Genomic DNA, 21,493 nt, shown 5'->3' with positions numbered 1-21,493 from the left:
ACCACGTCCGTTTTCACCGGGGGCGTCGTCGAGAGTAGGTATGGAAGACGAACTCATCGATAGCGCGAGCCTCTCGCTGTCTCGGAAGTCGCAGCTTCCGGGAACGGGGTTCTTCTATCCCGACTCGCTCGACGAGGACCGATCCGAGGAACGCGTCGCCGAAGCCGTCGACGGCGCGGAGGCGGTCGTCGTGGCCGACACCGACGCTGACGGGCTGGGCTGCGTCGCGCTGATCCGAGAACTGTACGGCGCGACGGTCGAGTGGGACGCGTTCGAGGAAGACGTGACAGCGCGCGTCGAGCGCTGGGAGCGCCCGGACGGTGAGACCGCCGAGGAAGACGATCCCGACGACGCGGTCGAAGACGTCGCCGACGAGGTCCTCGAACCCGAGGACGAGGGTCCGCGCTCGACGGTCGCCTTGGTCGGTGCCGGTCCGTACTCGCTCGACGAGGCGCTGGAGAACGTCGCCGAATACGCCCCCGAGGGGATCGACCTCTACGTCTGTGACCTCTGCCCCGACGAGTACGAGTGGATCGCCGAGGAACTGGCGGCGGCGAGTGCGATCGCCGAGTCGGTCTCGTGGTTCGACCACCACCAGTGGAGCGAGGAGACCGCCGCGGCCGTCCGCGAGGCGGGCGTCGACCTCGTGATCGGCGAGTCCGACGAGGAGTGCACCGTCGACGTGACGCTCCGGTCGCTCGATCACGACTTCGACGAGCGGTGGGTCGAACTCGCCGCGGTCACGCGCGATCACGACCTCTGGCTGAAGGAGGACCCCCGGAGCGACGACCTCGCGGACTACGCCTACTGGACCGACGCCGAGGAGTACGTCGCCGCCGTCGGCAACTTCGGCGTCGACCTCCCCGAAGCCGTCGAGCGGTACATCGAACTGCGCCGCGTCGAGAAGCGCGAACTGATCGACGCCGCCGTGTCGCGCGCGGAGATCAAGCGAGTGGGCCCGTGGACCGTCGGCGTCACCTACGGCCGCTGCTCGCAGAACGAGGTCGCCGACGCGCTGCGCGAGCAAGGCGCGGACGCGGCCGTCGTCGTCAAGCCCGCCGGAAGCGCGAGCATCCGCGGTTCGGAGGGGTTCGAGCGCGCCCACGAGGTCGCCGGACACGTCAACGGCGGCGGCCACCCGCGGGCCGCGGGCTGTAAGCCCGACATCTACGACGATATGCTGGATTACGCCCACCACTGGACGACGCAGGGCGCGACGACGAAGCGCGTCATCCTCAACGCGTTCGAGCGCGTCGCCGCCGAGGTCGAGGCCGAATCAGAAGACGGCGAGGGCGACGCCGACGGCGAGTAACGGGACTGCCGGGCGAGCGTTTATATCCCATCGCGGGGCCAGACGCCCCGTGACGTGACGATCGCCCCGCGTCGGCCAGCGGTTGCCCGACACCACCGACGCGGACGTGATCCGACAGCGCCGCGGGCCGCGGCGACGCTGGCGGGTCGAACGCGGGTGTCGGCTGTTCGCCCTATTCGATCGTCTCCCCGCCCCTACTCGGACCCTTCGACCGGCTCGGAGCCCCCGGGCTGGACGCCCGTCTCCGTCTCCTCGCCGACGACCCACTTGTCCGAGTAGCTCGCGCCGCAGGCGCAGTGCGCGTAGGCGTGGACGACCTCGCCGCGTTCGTAGAGCCCGCCGACCTCCTCGTTCTGCGCCTCCGAGAACGCGAAGATGAACTCGACCTCGTGGTCGCCGGCGTCGTCGGCGTCGGCCTCGGGGCACTCGCCGCCGTCGAGCGTCCGCGAGACGTGTCCGCGCTCGTTCATCGCGCCGCGGGCGAACTCCATCGCGTCCATTCCGGTTCCCGAGGCGAACGCCCGGCGGCCGTCGTCGCCCGGAACGACGAGCACGTAGCCCGACTCGACCGTCTCGCCCATCTTCGGCAGTTTCCCCTGGCTGTCGAGATACGCCTCGGTCAGAAACAGCGCGACGTCGTCGTGGCGCTCGCCCGCCAGAAACTCATCGAGTTTGCTCATAGCGTCGAGAGGGCACGGAGAACTAAAAGACGAGTGAAATCGCCGCTATCCGCTAGTGTCTCGTCGCACGCGCCTCGCGGACGTCGGCCCCGTCGCGGACCTTGTCCTCGCAGTTCGGGCAGACCCGCGGGTTCTCCATCCCGTTCGGCGCGAACACGCGCACGTACTCCGCAGTGACAAATGACCCGCAGTTCTCGCAGTTCGGCATCGCTCGGGAGATTGTATTGAATCGAGATAATATTTAGGGAGAAACATAACGTTCGTACGGGATCGTTACGGGCGGATCGAGCTACCGCACCGGATCTCCGTGGGGTCAGTCGTCGGTAGCACTGTCGGAGGAGTCCTCGGTGGCGCTGTCAGAGGAGTCGTCGGTGGCGCTGTCAGAGGAGTCGTCGGTGGCGCTGTCGGGGAATTCATCGTCACCCGCCGATCGGCGCGTATCGGGTTCGTCCGGTTGGTCCGCGTCGCCTCGAACCGTATCGTCGACGGCGGTTCCACGGCGCAACGAGTCGGCACCGGCCCGAGACTCCGCGAGTGCGTACCGGACCACGATGTCGACGCCGCGGGCGACCTCGATGCCGCCGTAGTAGACGCCGACGAGGGAGACGAGGACGCTCACGACGATGCCGAACGGTCCGAACAGCAGCGCGATCAGCGATCCGACGCCGGAGATGACCGCGAAGTAGAGCGCGCCGACGGCGAATCGGTAGGCTGCGTCGCGGTGCGCCTGGCCCGTGGAGGGAAGCAGCGAGCGGGAGCTCATACCTCCGCAGTCGGTCAAACGCGTGATAAGTCTTCAGTCTCGCCGTCGGCGACGCCGTCGACGATCCGCCCCGCGACGCGGGCGCGAACGAGCGCGTCCCGCCGTCGCTCCCCGAAGACCGACGCCGCGCTCTCGACGCCGCGCGGATCGCAGTCGAAGTCGACACCGGCGTAGGAGACGGCAGCCAAGAGGAGCGGCTCGGGCGGCGCTGACGGGACACCGTCGGGGCCGTCGAGCGGTTCCGAGCCGAGAAGCCCCTCGACGGCCGAGAGCGACAGCTCTCCCGTCCCCGCGCTCCGGATCACCGACGCGAGCCGCCGGACCAGTTCCCGCGGGAACCCGCCGGCCGCGACGCGGATCGACAGGAAGTCGCCGTCGCGCCGCAGGTCGATCGAGACGTCGCGGACCGTCCCCCAGTCGTCGAGCGAGAGGTTGTGAAAGTCGTGCTCCCCGTCCAGCGCCGCCGCCGCGTCGGCGGCGCGGTCGTCGTCGAGGTCGGGAGCGTAGAGGTCGTAGACGTACTCCCGGCGGGTCGCGTCGTGCGTCGCGTGGAAATCCGTCGACACGTCGGCGACGGCCCACGCGCGGACCGACGGCGGGAGCGCCCCGTTGAGCGCCCGCGGGCGGCACCACTCGGGACACTCGAACGCGACCGTCTGAGCGAGCGCGGAGACGCCCGCGTCCGTCCGGCCGGCGGCCCGTAGCCGCGTGGCCGGTGGCGTTCGTCACGGTCGAAGAGACCGAGGTCGACGAGCGCGTCGAAGATCGCGTCCTCGACGGTCGGCACCGACGGCTGCCGCTGGAAGCCGTGGAACTGTCGGCCGTCGTACGCGATCCGAAAGGCGCGTTTCAGGCGACCGTCGGGCCCGTCGCCTTCGGGTTCGACCCCGTCGCCGTCGCTACGCATCCGTCGCGTCGGGGGTGGCCGCCTCGTCGGGGTCGCGGTAATCGCCCTCGTCGCTGCGGAGCACGAGCACGGGGACCGGCGAGAGTCTGAGCACGCGCTCCGTCGTGCTCCCGAGCAGGTAGCGTTCGAGGCCCCGCCGACCGTGGCTGCCCATCACGACGAGTTCCGCGCCGACGGCGCCGATCCGGTCGAGGATCGCGCGGTAGGGCGCGTCGCGGACCACGGCGGTCTCGACGTCGACGCCGGCCTCGCGAGCGCGTTCGGCGACGGCGGCGGCGTGTTTCTCGGCCTCCGCCTCGTACCTCTCGACGAGTTCTTCGGCGTCCAACTTCGCCGCTTCGAGCGCGTGGACGTCGACGACGGAGAGGACCGAGAGAGTGGCCCCGGCGTCCCGAGCCAGCGTGATGGCGTGCTCGGCGGCCGCGTCGCTCGGTGCGCTCCCGTCGACGGGAACCAGGATCGTCTCGTACATACGCCTTCATTCGCGAGCAGCGGTAAAATATCACCGCGAGTTGCGGTACCGACCCCGCCGCGGCGCGGGCCGACTCAGACCAGATCGTCGAGCGTCGGCGACGCGCGGTCGCCGGGGAACGCCTCGACCGGCACCGTCGTCTGCTCGCCGGAGTCCATGTCCTTCACCGTCACCTCGCCGTTCGCGAGGTCCTGTTCGCCGACGATGACGACCGTCTCGGCGTTGACGCCGTCGGCGTAGCCCATCTGCGCGCCGAAGCTCCGGTCGGAGACGTCGACCTCGACGACGTTGCCGCCCGCGCGGAGGTCGCGGGCGATCCGCGAGGCGACGTCGCGGGTGTCCCCGACCGTGAGGACGTAGTAGTCGGTCGCGAGCGCCTCCTCCGGCCAGACGCCCGCGCGCTGACAGAGCAGCGAGAGCGGAGCGAGGCCGGGGGCGACGCCGACCGCCGGCGTCGACTGCCCGCCGAAGCTCTCGATGAGGTCGTCGTAGCGGCCGCCGCCGAACACCGAGCGGGAGATCTCGCCCGTCGAGTCGAAGCACTCGAAGACCACGCCCGTGTAGTAGTCCAGCCCGCGGGCGGTCGTCAGCGAGACGTCACAGAACTCGCGCGCGCCGAAGTCCTCGGCCGCATCGAGCACCTCCCGGAGGTTCTCGACGGCGCTTGCGACGTCCTCGCCCCCGAACTCGGCGATCTCGTCGAGGTCTCCGGTAGCGACGAGGTCGTCGAACTGCTCGGCCTCGTCGTAGGCGAGTCCGGCGTCCGAGAGCAGGCCGAGGTACTCCGTCTCCTCGACCTTCGCCCGCTTGTCTACCGCGCGGATCGCCGCGCGGACGTCGACGTCGGCGTCGAAGGCGCGCAGGAGGCCGCCGAGGATGTCGCGGTGGGAGACGCGGAACTCGAAGTCCTCGCCGGTCAGCCCCAGATCGGTGAGCGCGTCGGCGGCGAACGCGAGGATCTCCGCGTCGGCCTCGGGTTCGGCGGAGCCGAAGATGTCGACGTTGGTCTGGTAGAACTCCCTGAACCGCCCCTGCTGGACCTGCTCGAAGCGCCAGAACGGCCGCGTCGAGTACCACTTGATCGGCTTCGAGAGTTCCTGCTGCTTCGCGACGACCATCCGCGCGACGGTCGGCGTCAGCTCCGGCGTCAGCGACACCTCGCGGCCGCCCTTGTCCTCGAAGGCGTACAGCTCCTCGACGATCTCCTCGCCGCTCTTGTCGACGTACATCTGCGTCCGTTCGAGCGCGGGCGTCGAGATCTCGCGGAAGCCGTAGCCGGCGGCGGCGTCCTCCAGCGTGTCGATGACCTCCCGCCGGGGGGCCATCTCCTCGGGGTAGAAGTCCCGAAAGCCCTTGAGTCGGTCGTACATACGCCGGGGTTCGACGGTGGCGCGCTTGAAACTGTTGAAGCCCGCCGGTGGCGACCGCGGAATCGGAGGGACGGCGATCGAATTGGAAGGAACGCTTATGGAAGTTCCGTCGGTGGTATGTACCGATGGAGATCGAAGCCGCCGTCATCAACGAGGAAGGAGGACCGTTCACGATCGAGAACGTGGAACTGAGCGAACCGCAGGCCAACGAGGTACTCGTTCGAATCGTCGGTGCCGGCGTGTGTCACACGGACATGATCGTCCGGGACCAGCTGTATCCGACGCCGCTTCCGGCCGTGCTCGGCCACGAGGGCTCGGGCGTCGTCGAGGCGGTCGGCGACGCGGTCACCGAGGTCGAACCGGGCGACCGGGTCGTGCTGAGCTTCGATTACGACGACGAGTGCCCCAGCTGTCACGCCGGACACCCGGCGTACTGCGAGGACTTCTTCGCGCACAACTTCGGCGGGAGGCGGCCGGAGGACGGGACGTCGCCGCTCTCTCGCGACGGCGAAGCGCTCAGCGGGCGCTTCTTCGGACAGTCGTCGTTCGCGACGCACGCGATCGCGACCGAACGGAACGTCGTCGCCGTCGACGACGACGTCCCGCTCGAACTGCTCGGCCCGCTCGGGTGCGGCATCCAGACCGGGGCCGGCGCGGTGATCAACACGCTCGACCCGCAGGCGGGCTCGTCGATCGCCGTCTTCGGTGCGGGGTCTGTCGGCCTCTCGGCGGTGATGGCGGCGAACCTCACGGGCTGCACCGACATCGTCTCGATCGACATCAAGGGCAACCGCCTCGAGAAGGCCGAGGAGTTGGGCGCGACGGCGACGGTCAATCCGGAGTCCGTCGACGACGTCGTCGAGGCCGTTCGAGCGGTCACCGACGGCGGCCCCGACTACGCCGTCGAGACGACCGGCGTCGCCGACGTCGCCGAACAGGCCGTCGACACGCTCACCCAGCGCGGCACGCTCGCGGTCGTCGGCGCTCCCGCACTGGGCACCCGCGCCAGCTACGACGTCAACGACCTCATCCTGAACGGTCGGTCGATCACGGGCGTCGTCGAGGGCGACAGCAACCCCAAGGAGTTCATCCCGGACCTGATCGAGCTGTACCGACAGGGGAAGTTCCCGTTCGACGAGCTCGTGACGTACTACGACTTCGAGGAGATCGAGCAGGCCGTCGAAGACTCCGAGGAGGGCAGCAGCATCAAGCCGGTGCTCCGCGTGAGCGAACCCTGAGGGAGGGGCCCAACAAAACCGTCGGCCGCGCTCAGACCGCGATCAGGCCGACGCCGACGACGGCGAGCGCGGCGGCGGCGAGTCGGATCCCGAACGAGTCCTCGCGCAGCAGCACGCCGCCGAGGAGCACCGCGACGACCGCCTGCGTGTTGATGATCGGCGACGCGATCGACGCCGGGACGGTCGAGAGCGCCAGCGACGTCACGTGCTCGCCGAGCGCGACGCCCCCGCCAGCGAGGAGGAACTTCGGGAGGGCGTCGCGGATCGGGACCCACTCGCGGACCGCGAGCGGCAGCACGACGACGAGCACGCCGCCGAGCACCGTCGGAACCCACAGTTCCAGCGGGAGCGCGAGTTCCTGGAGCGCAACCCGCTTGCCGACGTCGCTCACGGCGAAGAACGCCGCGCTCAACAGTCCGAGCTGGGCCGCCCGCGACGTCGCCGCCTTCCGGATCGGGTCGAGCAGCGAGCCGGTTCGGTAGTTCGCGACGTAGACCGCGAGCGTGGCCACCACGACCCCAGTCACCTGCAGCGGCGTGAGCCGCTCGTGCAGGAAGACGACCTCGATCGGGAGCACGAACACGGGGACGATCTTGCTGATCGGCGCGACGTAGGAGACCTCGCCGCGTTCGAGCGCGCCGAGGAACACCAGAAACGCCGCGGCCGTCGCGACGATCGTCCCGACGACGAGCAGCCCCTCGAGGACGCCGAATGACGAGACGTCGGGCACGTCCGCCGGAGCCGTCCGCGAGACCGTCAGCGGGAGGTACCACAGCACCGCCGCCGCGTTGACGCCGACGGTGATGACCGTGCTCGGATACCCCTCGAAGTACTGCTTGAGGATGAAGATGTACGTCCCCCAGACGAGCGCCGCGAGGAGAGAGTAGCCGATGCCGGGAGAGAGCGAGAACACGTTCGGAGGTGGCCGGCACCGGGAGAAATGTGTTCGGATTCGCGGTCGGTGACCGCTTCGATTCCCGACGCGACAGCGGCTTCGAGGACCCGCCGTCTGCCGGTTCGCCACCCCCGGCTGGTTTCTCAGTCGCTGTCGGCTAGGCCGCGGACGTACGACTGATCGTGCTCCGGGAACACCGCGTCGATCGCCTCTTGGCCCCCGTCCGCTTCGAGGAGCGCGCGCAACTCCGCCTCGTAATCGCCTTTGGGGATCTCCGCGGAGGGTCCCGTTTCGACCGTCAGCCGCTCCTCGACGAGGCGGTCGACCGCGTTCCGGCCCAGTCCGGCCAGCGGCGAGAGGTAGTCGACCCCGCGTCTGTCTTCGAGGCTCTGCGCCTGCGCCCGTGAGATGGTCGGAACCCGATCGTCGCGTCGGGTCCCGTCGGCGACGGCGTCGACGTCGAGTTCGGCGACCCGTTCGAGCGCGTGCTCGTGGACGCGCTGGATGCCGTTCCGCGGGTAGCCGTCCTCGCGCATCCGCTCGACGGCCGCCTCGGCGACGGCGCGATCGAGGTCGACGACCTCGAAGGGATACTCCAGACGCTCTGCGGCCGCTTCAGCGTGTTTCCAGTCGTCCGTGACTCCGAAGCGGCCGGTGACGAGTCGGACGTCGTAAAAGGAGTCGAGAAACAGCGCGGCGAGCGTCGAGTCCTTCCCGCCGCTGTAGAGAAGTGCGAGGTCCACGACTCGGCTATCGGCGGCGGATGTCGAAGCTCTTCGATTCGGGCTGGAGCTCCCGGAGCAGGTCCTTCATCTGTTCCTCGTCGATGCGATCCTGAATGCGGCCGCTCTGTGCGAGCGCGAGCACCTGCTTCTTCACCGACTCCGCGAAGTCGGGCTTCGACATCTCGACGGCGTTGAGCCGCTGTCGCGCCCCGTCGGTCAGGTACTGCTTCAGCATCGCGTCCTGTTGGGCCTCCGCCTGTTCGCGGGCGGCCTCCTGGGCGGCCTCGTCGGATCCGCCGCCCTGCCCCTCGGCCTGATCGCGGAGCTGCTGCATCTTCTTTTCGCGCAGTTCCTCCAGTCGGTCGTCGTCGGGGGTTCCACTCATCGTCGTATGGTTCCGTCGCAGCGCTAAAAACGGTTACGTCGTTCTGTCTCGACTCGCGAACGGGCGCTTACGCGTAGCGTTCGAGTTCCGGCCGATCGAGTTCGTCCATCACGTCGGCGGCGGCGTTGTCGAGGAAGCTCTGGCCCTCGCTGGTGATGCGGCGGCCCTGCCCCTTCGCCGTCTCGACGAGCCCTTCCTCTTCGAGCTGCTGGAGCGCCTCTCGGATGATCTTCTTGCTTCCCGGGGCGGAGCTGTTGCCGGAGACGCGGTAGCGGTTCGAGCCGCGCTTGCGGCCGCCGTACTCCGTCGAGAGACGGTCGACGCCGATGGGGCCTTCCTTCGCGACCTTGCGGAGCAGCGACGCCGAGCGGACGAACCAGAAGTCCTCCTGTTCGGGCGGGAGTTCGCGGGTCTCGCCGGTCTTGGCGAACTCGATCCAGTCGGGCTCCTCGATTCGATCCGCGAGGCGGTCGGCGACGTCCTCGATGAGGGCGTCGGCCGGAACGTCGTAGACACTTACCATAGGTACTCGTTCCTGTCCGCGTCGTTTAAAGCCATCGTATCGGGCCTACGGCGCGTGAGACGGACTCTCAGACGATCTGGGAACGACCGCGGACTCGGCGATACGGGATCGCGAGGCGCCGGCGAGACGCTCGGCGTCACGACCCGCTGCGGCCGATTCCGACGCCGCTTCCGATCCACGCGACGACGAGACCGCCGATGACCGTCGGGATCCAGTAGACCGCTCCGCGGAAGATGACCACGGCCGCGACGGCGATCGGTTCGGTCACCTGCGGGAGCGGCGCGGCCAAAAGCAGCAACACGAGCACGGTCTCGATCCCGCCGGCACCGCCGGGGAGCGGCGTGACGCCCGCGATCGCCGCGATCGGGACGACGACGAGCGCGATCGAGAGCCGCACGTCGACGCCGACCGCGGCGAACGCCAGCCAGAGCCCGAGCATCTGAAACAGCCACCCGGCCGTCGACGCCGCGAGCGCGAGCGCGAGTCCACGGGGGTTCGAGGCGACCCGCTCGATCGCGCGGAAGAAGCCGTTGATCCGGTGTTCGATCCCCTCCGGCGTCGGGACCGGGACCCGCGGAATCCGGCCCGCGAGCGACCGGATTACCGGCGTCAAGGCGTCGATGAGGCGCGCTTCGAGGCGGTAGCGTCGCTTCCAGCCCACGTAGACGAGCGTCGGGACGACGACCGCGAGCGCGCCGACGGCCGCGATCGCCCCGATGAGGTTCTCGTTCGTGCCGAGCGCGACCTCCGAGGCGAAGTAGCCCGCGCCGACGAGCGCGATCGTGATCGAGGGCACGAAGTTCAGCGTATCGACGCTGGCGATGGCCGCGAGGCTGCGCTCGTACTCGGCGTCGGCGACGCGGGAGATGAGATACGCCGTCACCGGTTCGCCGCCCGCCTGCCCGAACGGCGTGATGTTGTTCGAGAACGTCGCCCCGGCGAACACCAGAAACGACGACAGATACGAGACGTCGACGTCGAGGACCTCGAGGACCGTGTTCAGCGAGACGCTCCACGCCGCGAGCCACGCGAGCGTCCCGGCGACGATCAGTCCCACGTAGACCGGATCCGCGAGGGCGAGCGTCGAGACGAGTTCGTCGACGCCCGCGAAGTAAAACAGGAGCGCGAAGACGCCGACGGCCGCGAGGAATCCGAGGATCGTCGCCGGAAGGTTCTCGCGGATCATGGGTCTACCGTCCGGTCCTCGGGGCATCAAGCCATCGAAACAGTGGCACGAAACCCGTGACGTCGGCTTTTTGCCCGCCCGCATCGCAGGAACCGCTATGGACGAACGCTCGGCGCTCCGCCGGATCGCGGCGTTGCTCCCGGCCGCCGGCGACGACGCCGCCGTCGTGGACGGCCTCGTCGTGACGATCGATATGCTCCACGAGTCGGCGGACTTCCCGCCGGGGACGACCCGCTACACCGCGGGCTGGCGCGCCGTCGGCGCGTCGCTCTCGGACGTCGCCGCGATGGGAGCGACGGCGACCGCGGCGGTCGCCGCCTACGCAGCACCGACGCTGGAGGCGTCCGAACTCGACGCGTTCCTCGACGGCGCGGTCGACGTCTGCGAGTCCGTCGACGCGGAGTACGTCGGCGGCGACCTCGACACCACCGCGGAGTTCACCGTGTCGACGACGGCGCTCGGCGAGACCGACGCGCCTGTCCGCCGCTCGGAGGCGAACCCGGGTGAGGTCGTCTGCGTGACCGGCGCGCTCGGCCGGACTGCAGCGGGGCTGCGGGCCTTCGACGCCGACGACGTCGAGCGCGGGAACGACCTCTTTCAGTTCTCGCCGCGCGTGGCCGCTGGCGTCGCGCTCGCGCCGCACGCGACCGCGATGATGGACTCCTCGGACGGCCTCGCACGGTCACTCCACCAGCTCGCGGAGGCCTCAGACGTCGGGTTCGAGGTCTCGTGGGAGGCGGTCCCGGTTCACGACGCCGTCGACGACTACGCCGACGACGGGGCGGATCGACGACGGATGGCGACGACGGTCGGGGAGGACTTCGAACTCGTCTGCACGCTACCGGCCGGGGCGGTCGACGACGCGCGAGACGCCCTCGGCGTGCCGTTGACGGTCGTCGGCGACGTCGTCGAGGAGGGAGTCCGGATGGACGGCGAGCCGCTGGCCGACGAGGGGTACACGCACGAGTGAGACACGCCGTCGGCGGGTCACACCGACATAATCTCGACGGGAACGAGGAGGAAACAGAGCGCGCCGAGGGCGAAGGTCGCGACCCCGAGGGCGATCCGCGCGGTTCCGAGCGGTGAGTCGTCGACGGGGTGGGCCGGCCCCTTGAACGCCACGAGCGCCGAGAGCAGCCCCCAGAAGCCCCACAGCCCGACCGACTCGTTGAGCGCGTAGCCGAGGCCGTAGTAGAGGTACGCCGCGAGACCGAACAGGACCGCCGGAACGATCGCCGCGACGCGCTCTTGGGACTCACCGACCATCGCGCGGAGGATGTGGCCGCCGTCCAACTGACCGACCGGCAGGAGGTTCAAGACGGTGAAGAACATCCCGACCCAGCCGCCGATGACGACGGGGTTGACCGCCGTCGTCGGGTCCGTGTACTCGGTCGGGCGGCCGAGCGCGCCGGCGATGAGGTCCAAGAGCGGCGGGTTGTTGAACACGATCACCTGCCCGGAGCCCTGAATCGCCCACTCCGGAACCGTGATCGGCGGCAGCGAGAGCCCGATAGCGGTGACGACGACCGTAGCGACGAGCCCGGCGAGCGGTCCCGCGACGCCGATGTCGAAGAGCGCCTTCCGGTCGGGCATCTGTCCGCGCATCCGGATGACTGCACCGAGGGTCCCGAACGGGAAGATGAAGGGGATCACGTACGGCAGCGACACGTCGACGCCGTGATAGCGCCCCATCGCGTAGTGACCGAGTTCGTGGGTCGCGAGCACGCCGAGGATAGCCGCCGTGAACGGCCACGCCCGAAAGAGCAGGAGCGGGTCGGCGAGAAGTTCCGAAAGCGGGGTGTAATACCACGTCAGCGAGCCGACGACGAGCGTCGAGACGATCGTCGCCGCGAAGAGCGCGAGGTTCTTCCACGGGACGCCGTCGATGCCCTGACCGACCGGACGGGCGATGACGACGTCCTCGCGGCCGTCCCGCGTCGAGGTGACCTGTATCTCGTATCCGGCCTCGCGGAACGGCGTCCACGCCTCCTCGATCAGCATCCGCTCTGGGACCAGCGACTCCCCGAAGATCAGGACGCGGTCGCCGTCGCGTCGGGTCTCGTGGAGGTGAAAGACCGATTGCAGGGCCTCGATCGGCGGTTCGGCCGCCGATTCCGGGGATTCCATCACCACCAGATACGGCACACGTCCGGATAAACGCCACGACAGCGGGGCTGTCGGGTCCAACAGAGAAGGAGCGGACGACACGAGAGGGCGAGCCGGTGGCTACCAGGTGGAAACGGGGGAAAAGGGGGGACCAGGGCGGTGCGAGGACGAACACACCGCGGTCGGTGGGAGCGTTACGCCGAGTTTCCTGCGGGTTCGATCCGCCAGGTGGTCGCGCTCGTGTACGACCACTTCTCGACGGTCAGTTCGGAGGCGGAGTCGCTCAGTTTCACCATCAGCGCGCCGATCTCCTTCGGCGAGAGGCCGACCTCGTCGGCGATGAACTTCGATTTGAAGTACATCTCGCCGTCTTCTGCCTTCGCGAGCAGGTACGACTTCAGCCGCTCTTCTTTGGACATCTCGTCGCTGACGGGTTCGGTGGAGGGTGTCGCGGTTGCGCTCATCTGTGTGACCTCACTCACGCTTTGTCGCCGGGGGAGTATATAAACGGAGGAACGTTAGGTGCAATTCGGCTCTATTTAGCGATTTTGGCGATAAAAACGAATTTTCACTGTGCTCTTTTCGACCTTTAGAAATTTTATCCTGCTCTGTGAGAATTTATTTCGTTCTATTTATTCTCGAATATAAAACCGCTGCGGGATCAGTAAAACGGCAGTCTGAGAGATTGTTTCACCGTCCTGGTGGTGAAAAATACAGGTTTCCGGCCGGTCCTCGGAGGGGAGAGACTCGAAGACGGTCGCCGATCAGGACCTGTCGTGGACCCAGAAGTCCTCTTCGACGGTGGTCTCGTGCTTGAAGATCGGGACCTCGTCTTTCAGTCGGTCGATCCCGTCGGAGACGGTCTCGAACGCTTCCTCGCGGTGCCCAGCGAGCACGACGACGAAGACGATGTCCTCGCCCGACTCGATCGTCCCCGTCCGGTGGAACATCGCGACCTCCTCGACGCCGTCGCGCTCCATCAGTTCCGACTCGATCGAGCGGAGCCGCTCCTCGGCGACGCCCTCGTACTTCTCGAAGGTCAGGCTGAGCGTCTCGGGATCGCCCTCGCCGTCTTTGGTTCGAACGCGGCCCGTGAAGGTCGCGATCGCGCCCGCATGTGCCGCCCGCGGTGACGCCTTCACCCGCTCGACGAGCGTTTCGAGCGTGACGTGCGGTTCCGCCGCCGCGAGGGCGTCGACCGCCTCGCCGACGTCGACGGCGTCGGCGGTCTCGGCCTCGATCGTCGGCTCCTCGACGCCGGCGTCGCCGAGGGCGACAGTCGGCGCGTCGGCGTCGGGGAATCCGACGAGGAGGGCGTGATCGTACGTCGCCGCCAAATCGTCGAGTACGTCGTCGAGCGTGCGGTCCGCTCCCGAGGCCGCCCACGCACCGTCGGGGTCGAGTTCGTAGACTGTATCGACGTCGCTGTCCGGCGGGCTCACTCCGCCGCGGGAGAGGCGCTCGACGATAGCGACGCGCCCGTCCAGATGCGCGGAGAGCTGCTCGCAGAGCGATCGCGCCTCGGGGCCGACGACACCGAGTAGTTGCATACTCCGAAATCGGGGCGTCGACCGGCTTGATACTGTCGGCTGTGACAGCCGGGAGGCCACCACAGCAGTCCTCTCTCCGAGGTGATCGGGCCGCCGAGCGGCCGCTCGTCCGGTCCGAGCGCCCCCGTCGCCGTTCGCGGTTGACAACCCTTAAGCCCGGTTCGCGGCAACGACGGAGCAATGAGAGTCGTCGTTTCTATCGGGGGGAGCGTTCTCGCCCCGGACCTCGACGCCGGACGCGTCGAGGGACACGCAGCGGTGGTCGAGACGCTCGTAGAGGAGGGCTGTGAGATCGGTGCGGTCGTCGGCGGCGGCGGCGTCGCCCGCGATTACATCGGGACGGCCCGAGAGCTCGGCGCGAACGAGGTCCAGTTGGACCAGATCGGGATCGACGTGACCCGGATCAACGCCCGGCTGCTCATCGCCTCGCTCGGCGCGAACGTCGATCCGAAAGTCGCGCGAGACTACGAGGACGCCGGGGACGCGATCCGCCGCGGCGACGTCTCCGTGATGGGCGGCGTGATGCCCGGACAGACGACCGACGCCGTCGCCGCCGCGCTGGCCGAGTACGTCGACGCGGACCTCCTCGTGTACGCGACGAGCGTCGACGGCGTCTACAGCGCCGACCCCAGCACCGATCCGAGCGCCGAGAAGTACGGGACGCTCACCGGCCGCGAACTCGTCGACGTGATCGCGCCGATGAGCCGCGACGCGGGCGCGTCCGCGCCGGTCGATCTCCTGGCCGCGAAGCTCATCGAGCGCTCGGAGATGCGTACGATCGTCCTCGACGGCACCGATCCGAAGCGGATCGAGAGCGCCGTCCTCCGCGGTGAGCACGACGGGACCGACGTCGTGCCGGACGGCGTCGAGGGCGAGCCGACCTACTGGGCGCAGGGGTAATCGATGTCCGGGGACGCAACTTTCGGTGACGACCGCGACGACAGCGACGAGGCGCGCCGCGCGTTCTGGGCCGACGAGGTCGCCGACGAGATCGAGGCGCGAGACCCCGAGGAACCGATCGTCATCAAGGGCGGCGTCTCTCCCTCGGGCGTCGCCCACCTCGGCAACTTCAACGAGATTATGCGCGGGTACTTCGTCGCCGCCGTCCTGCGCGAACGCGGCCACGAGGTCCGGCAGGTGTTCACCAGCGACGACCGCGACCCGCTGCGGAAGCTCCCCCGAAAGCTCGCGGACGTCGACGGCAACATCGTCGGCCTCGGCGACGTCGACGCGGGCGCGCTCGGTCGGAACCTCGGCAAGCCCTACACCGACATCCCCGACCCGTTCGGCGAGTCCGAATCGTACGCGGCGCACTTCGCCGCGCTCTTGAAAGCCGACGCCGACCGGCTCGGAATCCCGGTCGAGATGCTCTCGAACACCGAGATGTACGAGTCGGGCGAGTTCGACGACGTCGTAGCGCACGTCCTCGACGACGTCGAGAACGCCCGCGAGGTGCTCTCGAAGTACCAATCGAAGGTCGACGACGACTACGTCCCGTTCAACCCGGTCTGTGAGAACTGCGGGAAGATCACCGAGACGGTCACCGCCGTCGACGTCGAGGCCCGAACCGTCGAGTACGTCTGCACGGATATGACCGTCGGCGACAACACCATCGAGGGCTGCGGCCACGAGGGGACCGCGACGTTCCGCGACGGGAAGCTCCCGTGGCGCTTCGAGTGGCCCGCGCAGTGGCAGGTGTTGGGCGTCGACTTCGAGCCGTTCGGGAAGGACCACGCCGAGGGGTCGTGGCCCTCCGGCGAGGACATCGCGCGCAACGTCCTCGGGGTCGAACCGCCCGTTCCGATGGTCTACGAGTGGTTCACGCTCAACGGCGAGGCGCTCTCGTCGTCGGCCGGAAACATCGTCACGGTCGCGGAGATGCTCGACCTGCTCGAACCGGAGGTCCTGAAGTACTTCTTCGCGCTGAACCCGCGGAAGGCACGGGACCTCGACGTCTCTCGGCTGGACCAACTCGTCGACGACTTCGACCGCTTCGAGCGGGCGTACTTCGGCGACGTCGACGACGAGGCGCTCACCGCGTTCGCCGAGCGGGCGTACCCGTTCGTCGTCGAGGAAGTCCGCGAGGACCGCGTCCGCCTGCCCTACACCTTCGCTGCGGTCCTCGGGATGACCGACGACCGCGACCTGCGGATCGAGATGGCCCGAAACGAGGGGTACTTCGACGACGAGACGCCCGAGTGGGCGATCGAGGAGGCGCTCGAACGGGTCGATCGAGCGCGCGCGTGGGCGGTCCGCGAGGACAACGCGTACAACTACCGGCTTCAGGAGGACCTCCCGGACGTCGATCTCGACGCCGACGTCGCCGCCGCGCTCGACGACCTCGCGGACTTCGTCGAGGCGGGTCACGACGGCGAGGAGATCCAAGGCGAGATGTACGAGACCGCCAGAGACCACGGGATCGAGGTCGGCGACTTCTTCCAGGCGGGCTATCTGCTCTTCTTCGATCAGCCGCAGGGCCCCAGACTGGGAGAGTTCCTCGGCGAACTCGACACCGAGTTCGTCGTCGCCAGACTGCGCCGCGAGTCGTAGCGGCGCGTTGCGGAGCGGGGCGGAGCGGTGCCGTCGCGGAAGCGGGGCTGTCGCCGCCGCGGAATTCGCCAGCAATCGTACCGCGAGGCTCGCGGATGCGAGCCGAGCGGCCTTTTTCGCTCCAGGTTTTTGCGCGGAGGGGTCCACAGGACCCCTCCGCCGGAAAAAGGTGGGTTAGTTTTCTTCGATCGCGTCGATGACGACGACGCCGACGACGGCGAGTCGGGGGTCGAGGTCGTCGCCGCGGAGTTCGATCGAGTACTTGTCGCGGAGCGAGAACGCGCCCTTCGCCTGCCCGACGCTGCGGCCGTCGGGCGTGACGATCTCGTAGGAGAAAGGGATCAACGTCGTCAACAGGCGGCGGGCGATCGCCAGCGGGACGCTGTCCTCGCGGATCGTGGCGACGACGTTCCCGTCGGGGTCTAAAAGCGTGTACTCGTGTTTGAAAAACGAGATCGCCTCGCGCTTCACCGAACCGACCGGTTCGTCGGTCCGGGAGTCGACGATGTCGTAGGCCGCCGAGATGTCGAGCATACTGTCGGCTTTGACTCGAAACAGCTCCTCGCCGGAGTCCGGGTCCGTGAAGCGGAAGTCCTCCTTCAGGCGGAGTTTCTTCTGGGCGGATTCGAGGATCGGCGTGTCGCCCTCGTAGACGCGGTATTTGTTCCCGATCGCGAGCTTCTGGCGGACCTCGTAGGAGCGGCTCTCGAACATTGAGGGGCTTTTCTGCGGAATCGGTTAAAACGGTTCGCACCGAAGGAGGCCAGTACGTCGCCGTCGCGGAGGTGGTGCGGAGCGGTGCTGTCGCGGAGGCGGAAACCACCAGTGATCGCACCGCGAGGCTCGCGGATGCGAGCCGAGCGGACCCTTTTTGGTCCAGCTTTTTGCAAGGAGGGTGCGCCGTCAGGCGCACCCGACGCAGTAAAAAGGTGGATGAGGAACACCTTTTGGCGCTCATCTCTTTGCTCCTCTCAATGAATACGCTTCTGTGGGTGCTCGTCGGCCTCGCCGCGTACTCGGCGGCCGCGTTGTACCTCTCACAGCGCGGACTGCTGCCCGACTCGGTCCGCGTACAGGGCCCGTTCACGACGGTACACACCAAGCGCGGGCGCGAGTTCATCGACTGGATCGCGACCCCGAAGCGGTTCTGGCGGGCGTGGAGCAACCTCGGCGTCGGCGCGGCGCTCGTGATCATGGCGGGGATGTTCTTCTTCCTCCTCGTCCAGGGAATCGCGATCGCGAGGAACCCGCCCGCGCCCTCGTCGGTGAATCAGCCGCAGAACTTCCTCGTCATCCCCGGCGTCAACGACTTCCTCCCGCTCTCTGTGGCCCCCGAGATCGTCTTCGGACTGCTGGTCGGCCTCGTCGTCCACGAGGGCGGACACGGCATCCTCTGTCGCGTCGAGGGGATCGACATCGAGTCGATGGGCGTCTTCCTGTTCACGATCGTTCCGCTCGGCGCGTTCGTCCAACCGGACGAGGAGAGCCAGCGGGAGGCGAGCCGCGGCGGACGGACGCGGATGTTCGCCGCCGGCGTGACGAACAACTTCTTCGTGACGTTCCTCGCGTTCGCGCTGCTCTTCGGCCCGGTGATCGCGAGCGTCGGCGTCGCGCCCGGGATGGCCGTCCAGGGCGCGTACGGCGGATCGCCCGCCGCGGAGGCGGGAATCGCGCAGGGCGACCGGATCACCGCCGTCGGCGGCGCACCCGTCGGTAACGAGAGCACGCTGGACGACGCGCTGCTCTCGACCGACGAGCGGACGGTCACGGTCGAACTCGACGGCGGCGAGAGCGCCGCGGGGAGAGAGTCACGGGCGGTCGACGTCGAGCGGTCGCTCGTCGTGACCGGGTCCGTCGCGGGCAACCCCGCGAACCTCAGCGTCGCGGAGGAGGAGGAGCCGATCTCCGTCACGGCCGTCAACGGGACGCCCGTCTACACGCGCACCGGGTTCGCCTCGGCCGTCGGCGAGGACCGGTTCGCCGAACTGGAGACCGAGCGCGGGACCGTGACCGTCCCGGTCGGCGCGTACCTCACGCGGATCGCCGACGACGGACCGCTCGCGGCGTCGGGCGCACCGACCGATCCGGGCGTGGTCGTGACCGCGATCGACGGCGAGCGCGTTGTCTCGTCGACCGAACTCACCCGCGCGCTCGACGGGACCGAACCGGGCGAGACGGTGGCCGTCGAGGCCTATCACGACGGCGAGATCGAGACCTACGAGGTGACGCTCGGCGAGAACCCGCGGGACGGCAGCGGCTTCCTCGGCGTCAACATCTTCCCGGGGACGAGCGGGCTGCTCCTGACCGACTTCGGGGTGCAGTCGTACCCGGCGGGCACGTACCTCGAACTGCTCGGCGGCGATGGCGGTCCCGACGCGGTCGGGCTGTCGGGTGCGGTCGGCGACTCGCCGCTCGCGGCGGTGTACGTCTCGCTGGTGCTGCCGCTCGCCTCGTTGGTGCTCGGGATTCCGAACTTCCCCGGGTTCACCGCGAACGTGTTCAACTTCTACAGCGTCGGCGGACCGCTGGGCTTCCTCGGAACCGGGGTGTTCGTCCTCGCGAACGTCTCCTTCTGGATGGGCTGGATCAACCTCCAACTCGGCCTGTTCAACTGCATTCCGGGCTACCCGCTCGACGGGGGTCGGATCCTCCGGACGAGCGTCGAGGCGGTCGTCTCGCGGCTGCCCGTCTCGAACCGCAACCGCGTGGTGAGCACGATCACGACGAGCATCGGCGTGACGATGCTGCTGTCGCTGTTGTTGCTGCTCTTCGGTCCGACGCTCCTCGGGTGAGGCCGCGGCGCGATCAGGAGTTTCCGACGGCGGTGCCCGACGCGGACCCGCGGACGAACTCGTCGGCGACGCGGACCGACCCGTCGCTGTCGACGGTGACGTCGCAATCGACGTAGGAGAACGTGATCTCACCGCTGGACATCGTCTCGACGACCCGCACTAGCGCGTCGGGATCGATGACGTCGTACAGCGGTGGGAGGTCGACCTCGTCGGTACCGGTGACTGAGGCGACCTTTCGAACGACTTGGTCAGCGACAGAACTGCGCGTCTGCGGCATAACGGTACCACGTAGAGCGGTTACTTAAATGTGTGTCAGGAGGTGACAGTGAACGACCGGCACCGTCGGCGGATCGACTCGCAACGTCCATACGGGTGGCGCGCTAACGTCGGCGTATGCCAGAGGCCCCACCAACCGACGAGGGCTGGTTCGTGCTGCACGACTTCCGGACCGTCGACTGGGACGCGTGGCGCGACGCGCCCGAGCGCGAACGCGAACGCGCGATCCGAGAAGGGACCGAGTACCTCACTCGCCACGAGGACGTCGCCGACGCCGACGAGGGCGACTCCGCGGTCTTCTCGGTGCTCGGCCACAAGGCCGACCTGCTCGTCGTCCACTTCCGGCCCACCCTTGACGACCTCTCGCGCGCCGAGCGGCAGTTCGAGCAAACGGCGCTGGCGGGCTTCACCGACCAGCCGACCTCCTACGTCTCCGTCACCGAGATTTCGGGCTACACCAGCCCCGACTACTTCGAGGACCCCGAGTCGGCGGACGAGGGGCTGCGTCGCTACATGGAGGGCAAGAAGACTCCGGAGATTCCCGAAGACGAGTACGTCTCCTTCTACCCAATGTCGAAGCGTCGCGGCGAGGAGCACAACTGGTACGACCTCTCGTTCGAGGAGCGCGCGGAGATGATGGAGACGCACGCCGAGACCGGCAAGGAGTACGCCGGCAAGATCAAGCAAGTCATCGCCTCTTCGGTCGGCTTCGACGACTACGAGTGGGGCGTGACGCTGTTCTCGGACGATCCGACGCACATCAAAGACATCGTCTACGACATGCGCTTCGACGAGGTCTCCTCGAAGTACGGCGAGTTCGGGCAGTTCTACGTCGGTCGCCGCTTCCCGCCGACTGACCTCGGCGCGTATCTCGCGGGCGACGGCGTCCCGACGAGCGAACGCGGCGACGCGGGCCATCCGCACGCCGAAGGCGCACACGAGGGCGGACACCCGCACGGCGACGGCGACGCGCACGGCGAAGCACACGGCCACGCGCACGGCGACGCCGCTCACGGCGGGGGCGCACGCGGACACGGTGGCCACGGCGGCGGGAGCGCACACGGCGACTCGCCGCACGGCGAAGGGGGGACTCAATCGGATGACAGCGACGACGAAGGCAGCATCCGCGCGGAACTGGCCGATATGGACATCTACGCCGGACAGCCCCACGGCGAGGACGTCTACGCGACGGTCCTCTACTCGGAGGCCGACACGGACGACCTCTTCGAGGAGGTCCAGGGGCTCCGCGCGAACTTCGATCACTACGGAACCCACGTCAAAACCGCCGTCTACGAGGCGGAAAACCGCGACCGGAGCGCCGTGGTGAGCATCTGGGAGACCCAGTCGGCGGCCGAGACCGCCGCCGGGTTCCTCTCTGAACTCCCCGAGATCGTCTCCCGGGCGGGCGAGGAGTCCGGGTTCGGTACGATGGGGATGTTCTACACGGTCAAGCCCGAGCACCACGGCGACTTCGTCGACACGTTCGCGACCGTGGGCGACCTCCTCGACGAGATGGAGGGCCACCAGGACACCGACCTGATGATGAACGTCGAAGACGAGAACGACATGTTCATCGCCAGTCAGTGGGACGCCCGCGAGCACGCGATGGAGTTCTTCCGCTCCGAGGAGTTCAGCGAGACGGTCCAGTGGGGCCGCGACGTCCTCGCGGACCGGCCGCGACACGTCTTCCTGGCGTGAGATCCGGCGGTCTTTTTTAAATCGTCTGACGCGTCTGCGACTGCAGCGTCAGACGCGACGCTGTG

22 protein-coding genes and 1 pseudogene are annotated in these 21,493 nt (G+C 68.3%); 7 read left to right on the top strand and 16 right to left on the bottom strand.

The window, feature by feature from the left end; genetic code table 11:
- Positions 1-40: 40 nt before the first annotated feature.
- Positions 41-1,312, top strand: a complete 1,272-nt coding sequence (locus tag ACP99_RS03600) for a DHH family phosphoesterase (RefSeq protein WP_049985292.1) — start codon at positions 41-43, stop codon at positions 1,310-1,312.
- 194 nt (positions 1,313-1,506) lie between these two features.
- Here ACP99_RS03600 and ACP99_RS03595 read toward each other — a convergent pair whose 3' ends face one another.
- From ACP99_RS03595 to hisS, 6 genes and pseudogenes are all read right to left on the bottom strand, one after another.
- Positions 1,507-1,992 (bottom strand): DUF5807 family protein, encoded by a 486-nt coding sequence (locus tag ACP99_RS03595; RefSeq protein WP_049985291.1) that lies wholly within the window; start codon positions 1,990-1,992, stop codon positions 1,507-1,509.
- Between the two features lie 52 nt (positions 1,993-2,044).
- Entirely contained in the window at positions 2,045-2,200 is a 156-nt protein-coding gene (locus ACP99_RS20360; RefSeq protein ID WP_197052342.1) for a DUF7563 family protein, read from the bottom strand.
- Between the two features lie 105 nt (positions 2,201-2,305).
- A complete protein-coding gene (locus ACP99_RS03590) occupies positions 2,306-2,755 on the bottom strand; it encodes a hypothetical protein (protein WP_049985290.1) in 450 nt (149 codons plus the stop codon).
- Positions 2,756-2,769: 14 nt separating this feature from the next.
- Positions 2,770-3,662 (bottom strand): annotated as a pseudogene (truA, locus tag ACP99_RS03585) (tRNA pseudouridine(38-40) synthase TruA).
- The gene (locus tag ACP99_RS03580; protein WP_049985289.1) at positions 3,655-4,134 is read right to left on the bottom strand and encodes a universal stress protein; all 480 of its coding nucleotides are present in this window, start codon (positions 4,132-4,134) and stop codon (positions 3,655-3,657) included. Before ACP99_RS03580 ends, truA begins: the two are co-directional and overlap by 8 nt.
- 74 nt (positions 4,135-4,208) lie before the next feature.
- Positions 4,209-5,504 carry a histidine--tRNA ligase gene (gene hisS, locus ACP99_RS03575; protein WP_049985288.1) on the bottom strand — a complete coding sequence of 432 codons (1,296 nt, stop codon included), beginning with the start codon at positions 5,502-5,504 and terminating at the stop codon, positions 4,209-4,211.
- A 125-nt stretch (positions 5,505-5,629) separates the two neighbouring features.
- Here hisS and ACP99_RS03570 point away from each other — a divergent pair, with 125 nt between their 5' ends.
- The gene (locus ACP99_RS03570; RefSeq protein WP_049985287.1) at positions 5,630-6,742 is read left to right on the top strand and encodes an NAD(P)-dependent alcohol dehydrogenase; all 1,113 of its coding nucleotides are present in this window, start codon (positions 5,630-5,632) and stop codon (positions 6,740-6,742) included.
- 31 nt (positions 6,743-6,773) lie between these two features.
- Here ACP99_RS03570 and ACP99_RS03565 read toward each other — a convergent pair whose 3' ends face one another.
- The 5 genes from ACP99_RS03565 to ACP99_RS03545 all read right to left on the bottom strand — a co-directional run bounded on the left by ACP99_RS03565 (position 6,774) and on the right by ACP99_RS03545 (position 10,456).
- A complete protein-coding gene (locus tag ACP99_RS03565; protein ID WP_049985286.1) occupies positions 6,774-7,655 on the bottom strand; it encodes an EamA family transporter in 882 nt (293 codons plus the stop codon).
- A gap of 125 nt (positions 7,656-7,780) precedes the next feature.
- Entirely contained in the window at positions 7,781-8,380 is a 600-nt protein-coding gene (locus ACP99_RS03560; RefSeq protein WP_049985285.1) for a DUF7411 family protein, read from the bottom strand.
- Positions 8,381-8,387: 7 nt separating this feature from the next.
- On the bottom strand, positions 8,388-8,747 hold the full coding sequence (locus ACP99_RS03555; protein ID WP_049985284.1) for a DNA-binding protein: 360 nt from the start codon (positions 8,745-8,747) through the stop codon (positions 8,388-8,390).
- Positions 8,748-8,814: 67 nt separating this feature from the next.
- Complete coding sequence (locus ACP99_RS03550) at positions 8,815-9,270, bottom strand: 30S ribosomal protein S19e (protein WP_049985283.1); 456 nt, start codon at positions 9,268-9,270, stop codon at positions 8,815-8,817.
- Positions 9,271-9,406: 136 nt separating this feature from the next.
- Positions 9,407-10,456 (bottom strand): lysylphosphatidylglycerol synthase transmembrane domain-containing protein, encoded by a 1,050-nt coding sequence (locus tag ACP99_RS03545; RefSeq protein ID WP_049985282.1) that lies wholly within the window; start codon positions 10,454-10,456, stop codon positions 9,407-9,409.
- Positions 10,457-10,553: 97 nt separating this feature from the next.
- On the opposite strand from ACP99_RS03545, the gene thiL reads away from it, so the two are divergent.
- A complete protein-coding gene (thiL, locus tag ACP99_RS03540; protein WP_049985281.1) occupies positions 10,554-11,426 on the top strand; it encodes a thiamine-phosphate kinase in 873 nt (290 codons plus the stop codon).
- A gap of 17 nt (positions 11,427-11,443) precedes the next feature.
- Here the strand turns inward: thiL and ACP99_RS03535 are convergent, their stop codons facing one another.
- The 3 genes from ACP99_RS03535 to ACP99_RS03525 form a co-directional block, all read right to left on the bottom strand.
- Positions 11,444-12,583 (bottom strand): site-2 protease family protein, encoded by a 1,140-nt coding sequence (locus ACP99_RS03535; protein ID WP_049985280.1) that lies wholly within the window; start codon positions 12,581-12,583, stop codon positions 11,444-11,446.
- Positions 12,584-12,756: 173 nt separating this feature from the next.
- Positions 12,757-13,026, bottom strand: a complete 270-nt coding sequence (locus ACP99_RS03530; RefSeq protein ID WP_049985350.1) for a DUF7123 family protein — start codon at positions 13,024-13,026, stop codon at positions 12,757-12,759.
- A 300-nt stretch (positions 13,027-13,326) separates the two neighbouring features.
- A complete protein-coding gene (locus ACP99_RS03525; RefSeq protein ID WP_049985279.1) occupies positions 13,327-14,112 on the bottom strand; it encodes a molybdopterin synthase in 786 nt (261 codons plus the stop codon).
- 180 nt (positions 14,113-14,292) lie between these two features.
- Between ACP99_RS03525 and pyrH the strand changes: the two genes are divergently transcribed.
- Both pyrH and lysS read left to right on the top strand, forming a co-directional pair.
- Entirely contained in the window at positions 14,293-15,012 is a 720-nt protein-coding gene (gene pyrH, locus ACP99_RS03520) for a UMP kinase (protein ID WP_049985278.1), read from the top strand.
- A 3-nt stretch (positions 15,013-15,015) separates the two neighbouring features.
- The gene (gene lysS, locus ACP99_RS03515; protein ID WP_049985277.1) at positions 15,016-16,662 is read left to right on the top strand and encodes a lysine--tRNA ligase; all 1,647 of its coding nucleotides are present in this window, start codon (positions 15,016-15,018) and stop codon (positions 16,660-16,662) included.
- Between the two features lie 174 nt (positions 16,663-16,836).
- Here the strand turns inward: lysS and ACP99_RS03510 are convergent, their stop codons facing one another.
- Complete coding sequence (locus ACP99_RS03510; RefSeq protein WP_049985276.1) at positions 16,837-17,376, bottom strand: hypothetical protein; 540 nt, start codon at positions 17,374-17,376, stop codon at positions 16,837-16,839.
- A 260-nt stretch (positions 17,377-17,636) separates the two neighbouring features.
- Between ACP99_RS03510 and ACP99_RS03505 the strand changes: the two genes are divergently transcribed.
- Positions 17,637-19,454, top strand: a complete 1,818-nt coding sequence (locus tag ACP99_RS03505; RefSeq protein WP_049985275.1) for a site-2 protease family protein — start codon at positions 17,637-17,639, stop codon at positions 19,452-19,454.
- A gap of 13 nt (positions 19,455-19,467) precedes the next feature.
- Here the strand turns inward: ACP99_RS03505 and ACP99_RS03500 are convergent, their stop codons facing one another.
- The gene (locus tag ACP99_RS03500) at positions 19,468-19,731 is read right to left on the bottom strand and encodes a HalOD1 output domain-containing protein (protein WP_049985274.1); all 264 of its coding nucleotides are present in this window, start codon (positions 19,729-19,731) and stop codon (positions 19,468-19,470) included.
- A 116-nt stretch (positions 19,732-19,847) separates the two neighbouring features.
- Here ACP99_RS03500 and ACP99_RS03495 point away from each other — a divergent pair, with 116 nt between their 5' ends.
- Positions 19,848-21,428 carry a heme-binding protein gene (locus ACP99_RS03495; protein ID WP_049985273.1) on the top strand — a complete coding sequence of 527 codons (1,581 nt, stop codon included), beginning with the start codon at positions 19,848-19,850 and terminating at the stop codon, positions 21,426-21,428.
- The last annotated feature ends 65 nt before the right edge of the window (positions 21,429-21,493 follow it).

The organism is Halobellus rufus, from assembly GCF_000739575.1.
Classification (GTDB): Archaea; Halobacteriota; Halobacteria; order Halobacteriales; family Haloferacaceae; genus Haloquadratum; species Haloquadratum rufum.
This window is presented reverse-complemented; position numbering and strand designations above follow the sequence as displayed.